The sequence below is a fragment of the Gilliamella sp. B2889 genome (genome assembly GCF_026536885.1).
Classification (GTDB): Bacteria; Pseudomonadota; Gammaproteobacteria; order Enterobacterales; family Orbaceae; genus Gilliamella; species Gilliamella apicola_E.
In genome coordinates this window covers 95648-108373 of sequence record NZ_JAFNNF010000005.1, presented here as the reverse complement: position 1 = coordinate 108373, position 12726 = coordinate 95648, and the positions used below count along the sequence as shown (strand labels likewise).

Here is a 12726-nt window from a genome sequence, read left to right as displayed (position 1 = left end):
TCCCTTTATTGATTTATGGATGATTAACTATTTAGCTGATTACTGATTTACCCATTGATATAACTCAGCAACGACTTCTGGCCGACTAAATGTTTCTGGTATCGGCTCTTTGGCTTGTAAACGCCGTCTGACCTCCGTACCTGAAATAAGAACGCGATCAGCACTATCGTGGGGACAGGTTTTCGTTGATGCCATACCGTCACATTTGTGGCAATAAAATGTCCAGTCAATCTTAATTGGCTTAATGAGTAAATCGTTGTCTTGCAAATGGCTAAAGATCTCTTGTGCAGCAAACGGTGAGTAAAAATCCCCAACCCCAGCATGATCGCGGCCGACGATAAGATGACTACAACCATAATTTTGTCTAAAAAGGGCATGTAGTAACGCCTCTTTCGGCCCAGCATAGCGCATATCTAAAGGGTAACCGGAATGAATAACGGAATCTGGCACAAAGTAATTGTGAATTAAACTATTAATTGCTTTAAGACGAATGTTGGCCGGTACATCGCCGGGTTTTAAGTTACCAAATAATGAATGGATAAGCACACCATCAAAAAGTTCTAACACGGTTTTAACTAAATATTCGTGTGAACGATGCATTGGATTACGAGTTTGAAAGGCCGCTATTTTTTTCCAACCTAATTGATTAAAGCGTTCCCGTGTCTGTTGTGGCGTTAAAGCATATTGACCAAACTGTGCTTTAAAGCCATTATCGTGCAAAACTCGGACTTTACCACCTAAATTAACCGGTGGTTGAGCCATCAGCATTGCAACACCAGGATGGCTTGGATCTGTCGTTGTAAACACCTGATTAGCTTCATATTGTTTATCTGGACGATAAATGCTATCCACATTCAAAATACCGATTATCTGTCCATCTGGTGTTTTTAAGGCGATTTCATCACCTAATTTTAGGGTTTCAGCTTGAGCATCGGTCACCGATACGGTTATGGGAATTGGCCAAAAAACCCCGTTCGCTAAATGCATATTATCGCAAACGCTACGCCAGTCCTCTTCTCGCATAAAGCCATACAGAGGTGTAAAACCCCCGATGCCTAACATTACTAAATCTCCAGTTTCACGACTGGATAAGGTAATTGCTGGTAAATTTTTTGCATATTGTTGCAGGGCTAGCCGTTCATCGTCATTAACCTGTAAAGGTTGTAAACTGTCACTAGCATGAGGCGCGATCAATCCCATAATGATTCCTTACCGATACTTTTATTAAATCTAATTAAAAGCGATTATCGATAAATAAGGAAATATCAATTTTATATACCATTATGCGATTTGTGCATATTCAAAGTTGATGGAAGATGTTATCACTACAATAAGATAAAAGTTATCGGAAGCCCAAAGCTAAAGTGTTATAATTAATTCGCATACATCAAGTTGAACGTATTTAATAAAATAGAAATATTATTAAATTTCTATATATAATTTTTAATCTCTTTTCAGATAACGAATTGTGATGTTGATAGCTTTGTGCTAGTTTTATTATTCATTATTGGTCATACATTCCTCTACCCAAGGTTTACTTATGTCAAATTCATCTGCAAAAAAAGTGGCGTTTGCTGCTTTTATTGGTACTACTATTGAATGGTATGATTTTTATATCTATGCGTTAGCATCGGTATTGATTTTTGGTCAGCTATTTTTTCCTGCTGATAATCAATTCGTGCAGATTTTAGGATCTTTTGCTGCTTTTGCCGTGGGGTTTTTATCCCGTCCTTTAGGTGCTATGTTATTTGGGCATATTGGTGACCGTTTAGGGCGTAAAAAATCACTTATTATCACTTTGCTTTTAATGGGGACGGCGACCACTTTTGTTGGGTTATTACCGTCTTATCAACAAGCAGGTATTTTGGCACCAACGTTATTGGTTGCATTGCGAATTTTACAAGGTGTTGCCGTTGGTGGTGAGTGGGGTGGTGCCGTGTTGATGACGAATGAACATGCGCCGAAAGGGTTGAAAAACTTCTTTTCATCCTTTGCTCAGTGGGGAAGCCCAGCAGGCAATATTTTAGCATTACTGGTTTTTTCTTATATTATTCGTTTACCTGTTAATGAACTGATTGATAGTGGTTATTGGCGTATTCCTTTTTTAGCCAGTGCTATTTTGTTAATTATTGGCATTATTGCTAGAGTGACGTTAACCGAATCGCCGGTTTTTGTTGAAGCATCTAAAAAACAAGCAGACTTAAAGCAAGAGTCAGCACCGATTATTGAAGTATTTAAAAAAGCATTGCCATTATTAATATTAGCGATTGGTGCTAATGTGCTGTCATTTAGCGGTATCTTTTCCAATACCTTAATGATTGGTTATACTACTTTGGTGCTTGGTGTCGAAAAATCAGTGATAGTTGATGCACTGTTTTGGATCGCTATTGTCCATTTTGTTGCTCAACCGTTTATCTCTTATTGGTCAGAAAAATTCTCGGCAACACGCTTTTTGATTTGTACAGCAATGTTGGCAATGGCATCGGTATTCTTGTTATTCCCGATTATAAATTCAGGCACAAAAACCAGTTTTATTATTGGGATTTCGCTAAATGTGATTTGCTACAGCGGCTTTTATGGTGTGATAGCTGGGTATTTGAGCCGTATTTTCCCTGCCAGAATGCGCTATACTGGGTTATCAATGAGTTATCAAGGATGTGCGGCTATTTTTGGTAGCTTAATTCCAATGATAGGTGGTTATGTTATTTATACCTTCAAAAGTTTTTGGTTACCCTTAGCCTTGTTTTATTGCGGTTTAGCACTGATATCCATTATCTGCATCTACTTGTTAAGCAAATATCGTTATTATGATGAATAATAAGGTCAATATATGAAAACCGTTTTATCAATTCAGTCCAATGTTGTTTATGGTTATGCCGGTAATAAAGTGGCGACGCTAGCGATGCAATTACAAGGTGTCGAAGTGATGCCAATACACACCGTTCAGTTATCGAGTAATACGGTTTATCCACATTATGACGGCATTGTGCTGGGCGCTCAGCAAATCACTCGAATCGTCAATAGTTTAGAAAAAATTGGCGTATTGTCATCCATTGACGCCATTATTTCGGGCTATATTGGACTTGCCGAACAAGGTGAAGAAATCCTTGAAGCCGTAAAAAAGATTAAATTTTATAATCCTAATGCAATTTATGTTTGCGATCCGGTTATGGGGGGCGACATCAATAAAGGCAGCTCTCTGCCACAAAATATTATTGATTTCTTCACTAAGCAAGCAATCAAATACGCTGACTATATCACGCCAAATTTATTAGAATTACAGATATTATCGAATCTGGAAATCAAAACCTTTAACGATGTGCTTAACGCCATAAAAACACTGCAAAATAAGCCGATTCAAGCCATATTGGTTAAAAATCTGCTACATGCCGGTAAAACGACGGAATTATTTGAAATGATTTTAGCCACACCATCACAAAGCTATCATCTGGCTCGACCATTATATGATTTTCCACACCGTCCATTGGGCGTGGGCGATTTAATTTGTAGTCTGTTTACTGCCCATTTAGTTAATGGGAAATCCCAATTAACCGCCTTTGAACTCGCTGCGAATGCCGCCAATCACGTTCTCGACATCACCAAACAAAAAAATGTCCAAGAGCTGGCGATTATCGATGCTCAGCACTGGATTAAACAGCCGGATTTGAAGTATCGCGGAACACCGCTAGCATTATAAGGCAATTCAGATCGGTATTATCGCCATTGGTCATAATCATTTTAGCTGCAAAATTTAATAAGTTTATTATTGGCATAGAATATGCATTCCTCAAAATGTTACTGTTAACAATTGAGGAACATCTAAAATGTGGAAAAGACACCCAATATTATTAAGTTTATTGCTTATTAGTCATTTATCTGGCGCTGCTGATATACCGCTATCAGAGACAGGAAAGTACTGTGATACCCCTTCGCGTTGTCTTAACCCGATAACGACCAATATCATGGTAACGTCCCCCAATTATTTAGCGACTCAAGCTGGAATTGATGTATTACATAAAGGAGGCAATGCGGTTGATGCAGCCATTGCCGTAGCCTCAACGCTTGCTGTTGTTTATCCTCAAATGAATACCATTGGTGGCGATAACTTTTGGTTAATCTACAACGCTAAAACCAAAGAACTAAAAGGGCTAAATGCCAGCGGTCGTTCTGGTAGTTTGGCCACAATAGACTATTATAAAAATCAAGGTTTCCATAAAATTCCGTCGCGAGGCTATCTGGCAGCCAATACCGTTCCTGGGGTAGTTTCCGGTTGGGATGAAGCGTACCAATATGCATCTAAAAATATGAAAAATGCACTACCGTGGAACACGTTATTTGCATCAGCAATTGATTATGCCGAAAATGGATTTTCGGTTTCATCTAGCTTAAATTATTGGACAACAATCAATATTGATCCAAAAGACAAAGAGTTTCGGGAGTTACAGCGTTTTTCGGAGTTTAAAAAAGTATTCTTAAAAGACGATGGGCAAGCTTACCAAATTGGCGAAATCCTTAAACAACCCGATTTAGCTAACACATTAAAAACCATAGCAAATAAAGGCGCTAAGGAATTTTATAAGGGTGATATTGCCAAAAATATTGTCAACGATCTGCAAAGCCATGGTGGTGTGTTAACTTTAGATGATTTTGCTAAGCATCGTGCTACATGGGTAGCCCCGATCCATGTTAATTATCGAGAATATACCGCCTATAATCTACCACCCAATACACAAGGTATGGCATCGTTAGAGATTCTAAATATACTCAATAATTTTGATATAAAATCCTTGGGGGAAGGCAGTGCGGATTATTACCATTTAATAATTGAAGCAACAAAACAAGCATTTGCTGATCGAGATAAATACCTTACTGATCCCGATTTTAATCAGATTCCGCTTGATCTCTTATTATCTACCCAACATGGTCAGCAACAAGCAAAACAAATTGATATGCAAAAGGCTCGTGTAGAAATAAAGCCATTAGATCCTAAAGGTGATACCGTTTGGTTTGGTGTTGTTGATGCAGAAGGAAATGCGGTATCTATTATTCAAAGTATTTACCATGATTTTGGTTCCGGCATTGTTGCTAAAGATACAGGAATTTTATTGCAAAATCGTGGTAGTTTTTTCTCGTTAGATCCTAACCATATTAATCGTTTAGAGCCAAATAAACGCACCTTTCATACGTTAAATCCAGCCATGCTTTTAAAAGACAATAAACCTTATCTGGTTTACGGTACCATGGGCGGAGAAGGACAACCCCAAACGCAAGCGGCAATTGTGACACGAATTGTTGATTTTGATATGACACCTCAAGATGCCATTAATGCACCAAGGTGGTTACATGGCCGCACATGGGGTGCATCTTCCAATAATCTTAAAGTGGAAGGGCGCATACCTAACGATGTAATTCATTCCCTCAAATTACGTGGGCATGATGTGCAAATTGTTGATGATTACACCGATACCATGGGTCATGCCGGTGCCATTCTTATCGATACCAATCATCATCTACTAATGGGCGCAACCGACCCGAGAGGGGATGGTTTAGCGGCTGGGTATTGATACTATTTGGGTAATGAATTGATAGCGGTTGAATAAAGTTGCTCAATGCAGAAAAATCCCTTTTAAACTATGACATTATATAATCTTGTTAAGGTTTCCACCGTTAAATGTTAGAAGCCTTAAACGAGATAACGGTATAGACTCCTCAATATTTTTTACAAATTTTAATAAACAATAACTATTGGCTTGGTATTGTTTGCTATAAACAAGTTGTTGTGAGTTTTTTGCTTTATTTATTAATCTCTTTGTCTGATTTATACTTAATCAGTTTTATAATGCTAATAAATTAATCTTACAAATATTAGGAATCTGTAATAAGAAGTTTTATTATTAATTGTCGAGCATGATTCTAGTACAATATTATCATTTAATATGAGAGTTTTTGAATGGAAACCAATTTAATAAAAGCTATTTTATACTTAGTAAAATCGCCAGTATCTCAAATACTGCAAATGAATAGTGGAAGAAATAGAATAAATAATCAAGGTAAAGGACTTGAAGAATTTATTATTGATCTCTTTTGTGGAACTGTTGGTGAAATAGATGAACAACTACGTATTAGAAGGCGAAATGAATTGTTTAGTTATCTAGGGAATCAAAATAATCCGCCTGACGCCATGATATATGCTGGTGATGCGATCGAAATTAAAAAAATTGAAACTACAAATGCTGCTATTGCTTTGAATTCGTCTTATCCAAAAGCGAAATTATTTTCAAATAGTCCAATGCTTGTCAAATCTTGTGTTTCTTGTGAGGATTGGATTGAAAAAGATATGATTTATGCAATAGGTCAGATAAATAATCAGAATTTACTTCATTCCTTATGCTTTGTTTATGGCGTAGATTATGCGGCCAGTTTAGATATTTACGAAAGAATTAAATTAAAAATTAAACAAGGAATTCTAACCATAGAGGGCGTTGAATTTTCTGAAACAAAAGAATTAGGTAGAGTAAATAAAGTCGACCCTTTAGGAATTACAAATTTAAGAATTCGTGGTATGTGGCATATTGATAACCCTATTAAGGTATTTAATTATATTTATGAATCTCAAAAAAGTGCTTCTTTCAACATGATGGCACTAATTAATATTGAAAAATATTTAACATTTAGTGATGAAGATCGCAATGAATTAGAAAAAAATGAAAAAGAATTAGAAAATCTAGTGATAAAAGACGTAAAGATTAAATGTCCAGATAATCCAGCAAAACTTAAAGATGCTAAACTAATCACCTTTTTCTTATAGCCAAAAGAGTCGTATATATGAATATTATTTCTTTATTTTCGGGAGCCGGCGGACTTGATTTAGGTTTCAAAAATGCAGGTTTTCAAATAGTTGTTGCTAACGAATATGATAAATCTATTTGGGAAACTTATGAAAAAAATCACTCTACACCATTAATTAAAGGTGACATTCGAAATATAAACTCAGATATTTTTTTAAAAAATACAAATAAAATTGATGGAATCATTGGCGGTCCACCATGTCAAAGTTGGTCTGAAGCTGGTGCACTAAGGGGAATTAGAGACGAAAGAGGAAAATTATTTTTTGAATTTATTCGACTTTTAGAGGATTTACAACCTAAATTTTTTGTTGCTGAAAATGTTTCTGGGATGATGTCAAAAAGACATTTAGAAGCCGTTCAAAATATAATTTATTTATTTGATCAAGCAGGATTAGGTTATGATGTTTCTATTCAAACATTAAATGCCAGTGATTACGGTGTTCCACAAGACCGAAAACGTGTATTTTATGTTGGTTTTAGGAAAGATCTTGAAGTTAAATTTGAATTTCCAACACCTTTAAAAACAAAAGTATCATTGAAAGATTCTATTTTTGATTTACAAAATTCTGCTGTTCCCGCATTAGAAAAAAATAAATCTCATGGGGATAAATTATCTATACTAAATCATGAATATTTTACGGGTGATTTTTCAACAATCTTTATGTCTCGTAACAGAGTAAGGACATGGGATCAGCAGAGTTTTACTATTCAAGCTGGAGCTCGGCATGCGCCTATCCATCCTCAAGCCCCGATTATGATTAATGTCGGTAAAGATAAATTTCAATTTGTTGAAGGTAAGGAAAAATTATATCGACGATTGTCAGTTAGGGAGTGTGCAAGAATTCAAACTTTTCCTGATGATTTTAAATTTTATTATAACTCACTTGCCGATGCGTATAAAATGATTGGAAATGCTGTACCAGTAAAGTTAGCAGAAGCTGTAGCTAATCAAATTAAAGTATTTTTACGGTAAATAAAAATTTTTCTTAAATTCTGTGTTCTTTTAGTAACAATTCGAAATAACACAGAAAATAAGAATCTTTATCAAAAATTAATTTATTTATGTAATCCTCTCCACTGCCTTCACCGTTATCCCCAAATCTTAGCAAATTCATCAACCGAAACTCCTTTTCCAACAATGCATTAATCAATATTTTCTTTTCAGACTTTGCTCTAACTTGCCCATAAGATTAGTACTGCGAAAGCTAATATAGGGTTTAGGAGTGATGATTAGGTGGTCGATTAGGTCGATGTTTAAAATACGACCGACTGGAATTAGGCGATCAGTAATATCTTTATCCGCTTCGGATAGTGGAGGATGATACTGGGATTTTATTGCAAAATCGTGGTAGTTTTTTCTCGTTAGATCCTAACCATATTAATCGTTTAGAGCCAAATAAACGCACCTTTCATACGTTAAATCCAGCCATGCTTTTAAAAGATAATAAACCTTATCTGATTTATGGCACCATGGGCGGAGAAGGACAACCACAAACGCAAGCGGCAATTGTGACACGAATTGTTGATTTTGGCATGACACCACAAGATGCCATTAATGCACCAAGATGGTTACATGGCCGCACATGGGGTGTATCTTCCAATAATCTTAAAGTTGAAGGGCGCATACCTAACGATGTAATTCATTCCCTCAAATTACGTGGGCATGATGTGCAAATTGTTGATGATTACACCGATACCATGGGTCATGCCGGTGCCATTCTTATCGATACTAATCATCATCTACTAATGGGCGCAACCGACCCGAGAGGGGATGGTTTAGCGGCTGGGTATTGATACTATTTGGGTAATGAATTGATAGCGGTTAAATAAAGTTTCTCAATGCAGAAAAATCCCTTTTAAACTAAATAATTATATAATCTTGTTAAGGTTTCCACCGTTAAATGTTGGAAACCTTAAACCGGATAACGGTATAGACTCCTCAATAATTTTTACAGAATTTAATTTTAATAAGCAATAACTATTGGCTTGATATTATTTGCTATAAACAAGTTGTTGTGAGTATTTTTGCTGATTTAGCCGACGCTTGTGCAAACAAAGTATTTTTTAAAACCGCATCAAGCCAAATCAATGCGGTTGTTGTATAAAAATTACACCTTAAACGTAATCCACGGTTTAAGTTTAACCACTGTTTGAATCAAACCGGCGTTTTGTTGTGCTTCAATTACAGGTGTGATCGGTTTATAGGCGGTAGGGGCCTCTTCACGTAGCCGTTCTTCTTTTAAGGTAATACATTGCCATGGCAAATTAACCTTATCATATTCGACTTTTTTGCTACGCATTGCTTGTCGTCTTTCTGCTCGACCTGCACCGTGTGAGCAAGACCATAACCAATCAGCATTACCTTTTCCTACTGCCACATAAGAGTGATCACCCATCGAACCTGGGATTAAAGCTATCTGACCAGCATAAGCCGGCGTCGCTCCTTTACGATGAATATTCATCTCTTGTTCAGGCAAAATGATATTGTGCGAAATGTCGACCACGAGTTGACTATCATCTTGATGAAAAATAGTTGAAAGCGATTTACGTATCAATTCGGTAATCACAATTCGATTAATCCAAGCATAACGCGCGGCAACGCCCATAGCGTGTAAATAGGCTTGTGCATGGCTATCTGTTAAACCAAACAATCCTGATTTTGGTTGTTTTTCATTAGTCGGCCATAAAGCTTTTGCTCTATCTTGCCAACGCTGACCAATGTAAAAACCAACATCACGCGATCCGGTGTGAATCATGACGACGATACTATTTTTTTCAAGACCTAATTGATAAGCTAAATGCCGATCGATAATATCATCAACAATTTGTAACTCGACAAAATGGTTGCCAGATCCGACTGTACCTAAACTCGCTGGGCGAATAATATCGCGCTTTTCAAAAAAGGCTTCAGGCGCATACTGACTATCTGCCTTAATTAAGTGATTACCCGATATTTTATTAAGCTCTGCGTGTAACCGTTCATAATTAACGGAATTCCACAAACCTTGCTGCGGTAACGCCGATAACCATGCTGAAAGACCTTGATCGAATAATGCTTCAAAAGATTGCGGCGTAACAGGTACATCACGCTCATCTTGCAATAACACACGTTTTAATTGTGCAATAATTGTCGATTTTTGTTCACACACCTGATCAAAGCTTAAACCCGTGGTAAAAAGCCGCATACCGCAATTAATATCGGTACCAATTGCTGCCGGAATAACTAAATCCTGTGTAGTTGCAACAATACTACCAACAGGCGCAACCGCACCCGGATGAAAATCAGGTGTAGCACGAGCCATGCAAACTTTCCCTACACTATTAGGGACGTTCACTGATGCAAAGTTCAGAAGCTGCTCTACTGCTTTTTGCTCTAAAGGCAATGGACTCGGTAACAAAATCTGAGCAGAAGTATTTTCTTTATTTAAAGTATAAATATCATTATTAAAATGACTTTCAATCCCAAGACGGGACAAACGTTTTTGTAAACGGGAAAATGTAGACATAATAGCCACCTAGAAAACAATAAAAAAGCGTCTCCTCAAATTGAGAAGATAATTACTGTTTTCCTGCAGCAGCACTATTCAGGAAAGCGGATGAATTCTATACGCTGATTATTTATTTGTAAAGGACAAAATTGATATAGTAAGCCTGATAAATTTATTTTTATGACTCGCTCATTTGCTTTAAAATAGCAAACTCACCGATAAATTGATGAAGTTTATTTAAATGTTAAAAGGTGTTATTGATGGTCAACCTTGGCAGATTGATATTCAAAAGTAGCAGATCATTTTGGGTGATGATTTGTATTTTTCAATCCAAATATTGGGAAGGTTTTCCTATGCTTCTGAAACTTGGCTTTGGGCTTAGGCAAGTGTTAACACACTATTTGCTTGCTAAAGATTAGCACGTGACTTTGAATGACGGTTCGAAGCTAATTGCAGTAAAAAAACATCAAATCACTGCTGAATCTGATCATTTATCGCAATGAGTTAAACTCAATGGCTAGAGGGCTCACTCGTGCTAATTCAAAGTAAAATAGACAAATACGGTGATTAAATGGACAAAAAAGCAAAAAAGATTTTGTTTCAAACCTATTGGAAAAATGGCTGGAAGGAAAGAAAGGAGATAAAAACAGAGCCGAACGACTTCGCGTATGCGAAAGAAAAAGGATTAATGTTTGATCCCATTACCATATCACACGATGATTGTGTCAATAAAATCATAAACATCGTCTCCACAATCACACTTGAACACGTTGCCAAAGCATTTTTGAGCAGCTTATCAACGCGACGACTTGATTGGCGCTCAGGTATTGCATCATACTTTATCGCCAAATTAATGACAGCGCATCAATATACGCCAGTCGTGTCTGGTCAATCTTATCAAGATGGCCAAATGAGTCATTCATCCTATACGTGTCAGGTCTGCCGAGATCTCAAATATGGCATGATAGGTAATGAAAACTACGTCAAAGCAGATTTAAATATCTTAAACTTTGAACGAATAAAGTGGGGGGGAGTGCGTCATGGTGATTTACTTTATACCTACTTTGATCTCATGCAATTCACTAAACAGACAATCTCTGAACCGACCAAAGATGATATAGCTATTTTAAAAGGGATATTAGCCATTATTGCATCCTGTCAGCAAGATGATTACCCGGGTTCACTGAGTGATAAACTGACGGATGTACCTAACTTTAAATCCAATCAGGATGAACGTAACACCGTTATTGAAATTTTGGCTTGTGTGGGGATTTTACAACCCGCTTCTTATGAACGCCCAACAAGGGGAAAACACGATTGGGTATATGCCACTTATTGGCGTGGTCAGGATAAATACAATCAACAAATGGTGAAGCAATTATTTGGTCTTTAATGCATGATCTCTAATTTGCTCTAGGGGCTGTTAACCTCATCCCAACTCAGCCCACCAAATATTTTTTCAGCCTGTCGGCATCATTACTCTTCTGTTTTTTCGTTCTCGAAACTGCAAAAAGCTCTATTTTACAATAACTGGTCAAAGCAGATAGTTTCTGCTCCTGTTCACATTGTGTTTTGAATGATAAACCCAACAGCGACGAGAAACAGATTTACCATTAAAGATCAAATCAAAGCAACGGCACATGTCGAATGTCGAAAAGATGCTAATGTGATTAATGAAATCCTCGATTTTTATTTAATCTTTACTACTATCAACTTTAAATTGCCAAACTTACTAAGCGTCGTAATTGCATTAGTTTTCTCTTCAATAAGATTCTTACAGATCCTCCCTTTAGGTTATTGCAATGGGGTTCGCCTTGAAAGCCGCCGTGCAATATTGAAGTTCAGGTGTTCAGGCGAACGAAGGTTTCCAACGAAACCCTCCGGCTCCCCGTTCCACTGCGCGTGGGGTGTAAGGGCAAAAGTTTAGTCTAATGTTTATTAATTCGACTACTTTGTTGTTCTTTAGTTGGATCATGAGGTTGGCATTTTCCATATATTGTTGATTTAAATATTTTTCCACGATTATCAATGAGTTCGCCAATCATAACATAGGGTGCACCAACTGGATATTTGATGTGATCGTGATGTTTAGTGTAATGGTCAAAATCGATTGTAATGATCGCGCTTTTCAAGCATTGCGAATTGATATCTTTAGCATTCAATAAGCGGTAAAGTTTAGAATTATATTTAGATACGATTGGTTGAAAATATGCCGTGTCTGGTTTAACAACCTGATTTAGTAAATCGAACTTTAATGAGAAAATATGGTTTGTTTTTGCAAATTGATACAATATACCTAAAGCCCAGTAACCTTGAAAGTCATTATTCCGGCTATTAAAGCTACTCGTTATTCCTCGTATTACATCAATAAGCTCTTTGTGCTTGGACAT

Annotated in this window: 10 protein-coding genes and 1 pseudogene; 7 read left to right on the top strand and 4 right to left on the bottom strand. The window is 36.8% G+C overall.

The window, feature by feature from the left end:
* Positions 1-39 precede the first annotated feature (39 nt).
* Complete coding sequence (gene sat / locus J3U09_RS08770; RefSeq protein ID WP_267357923.1) at positions 40-1200, bottom strand: sulfate adenylyltransferase; 1161 nt, start codon at positions 1198-1200, stop codon at positions 40-42.
* Positions 1201-1540: 340 nt separating this feature from the next.
* On the opposite strand from sat, the gene J3U09_RS08765 reads away from it, so the two are divergent.
* From J3U09_RS08765 to J3U09_RS08745, 5 genes are all read left to right on the top strand, one after another.
* On the top strand, positions 1541-2818 hold the full coding sequence (locus J3U09_RS08765; protein WP_267357922.1) for an MFS transporter: 1278 nt from the start codon (positions 1541-1543) through the stop codon (positions 2816-2818).
* Positions 2819-2830: 12 nt separating this feature from the next.
* Entirely contained in the window at positions 2831-3697 is an 867-nt protein-coding gene (gene pdxY / locus J3U09_RS08760; RefSeq protein WP_267357921.1) for a pyridoxal kinase PdxY, read from the top strand.
* A gap of 265 nt (positions 3698-3962) precedes the next feature.
* The gene (gene ggt, locus J3U09_RS08755) at positions 3963-5564 is read left to right on the top strand and encodes a gamma-glutamyltransferase (protein ID WP_416380061.1); all 1602 of its coding nucleotides are present in this window, start codon (positions 3963-3965) and stop codon (positions 5562-5564) included.
* A 386-nt stretch (positions 5565-5950) separates the two neighbouring features.
* Positions 5951-6808, top strand: a complete 858-nt coding sequence (locus J3U09_RS08750; RefSeq protein WP_065562763.1) for an NgoPII family restriction endonuclease — start codon at positions 5951-5953, stop codon at positions 6806-6808.
* A 17-nt stretch (positions 6809-6825) separates the two neighbouring features.
* The gene (locus J3U09_RS08745) at positions 6826-7821 is read left to right on the top strand and encodes a DNA cytosine methyltransferase (RefSeq protein ID WP_065562764.1); all 996 of its coding nucleotides are present in this window, start codon (positions 6826-6828) and stop codon (positions 7819-7821) included.
* Positions 7822-7995: 174 nt separating this feature from the next.
* Here the strand turns inward: J3U09_RS08745 and J3U09_RS11000 are convergent, their stop codons facing one another.
* Positions 7996-8109 (bottom strand): hypothetical protein, encoded by a 114-nt coding sequence (locus J3U09_RS11000; protein ID WP_416380060.1) that lies wholly within the window; start codon positions 8107-8109, stop codon positions 7996-7998.
* A gap of 47 nt (positions 8110-8156) precedes the next feature.
* Here J3U09_RS11000 and J3U09_RS08740 point away from each other — a divergent pair.
* Positions 8157-8642 (top strand): annotated as a pseudogene (locus tag J3U09_RS08740) (gamma-glutamyltransferase); the annotation flags it as partial.
* A 314-nt stretch (positions 8643-8956) separates the two neighbouring features.
* Here the strand turns inward: J3U09_RS08740 and J3U09_RS08735 are convergent.
* Positions 8957-10354: an RtcB family protein gene (locus J3U09_RS08735; protein WP_267357916.1), complete on the bottom strand. Its 1398-nt coding sequence runs from the start codon at positions 10352-10354 to the stop codon at positions 8957-8959.
* A 553-nt stretch (positions 10355-10907) separates the two neighbouring features.
* Between J3U09_RS08735 and J3U09_RS08730 the strand changes: the two genes are divergently transcribed.
* The gene (locus J3U09_RS08730) at positions 10908-11729 is read left to right on the top strand and encodes a hypothetical protein (protein ID WP_267357915.1); all 822 of its coding nucleotides are present in this window, start codon (positions 10908-10910) and stop codon (positions 11727-11729) included.
* A gap of 535 nt (positions 11730-12264) precedes the next feature.
* Here the strand turns inward: J3U09_RS08730 and J3U09_RS08725 are convergent.
* A complete protein-coding gene (locus tag J3U09_RS08725) occupies positions 12265-12726 on the bottom strand; it encodes a hypothetical protein (RefSeq protein ID WP_267357914.1) in 462 nt (153 codons plus the stop codon).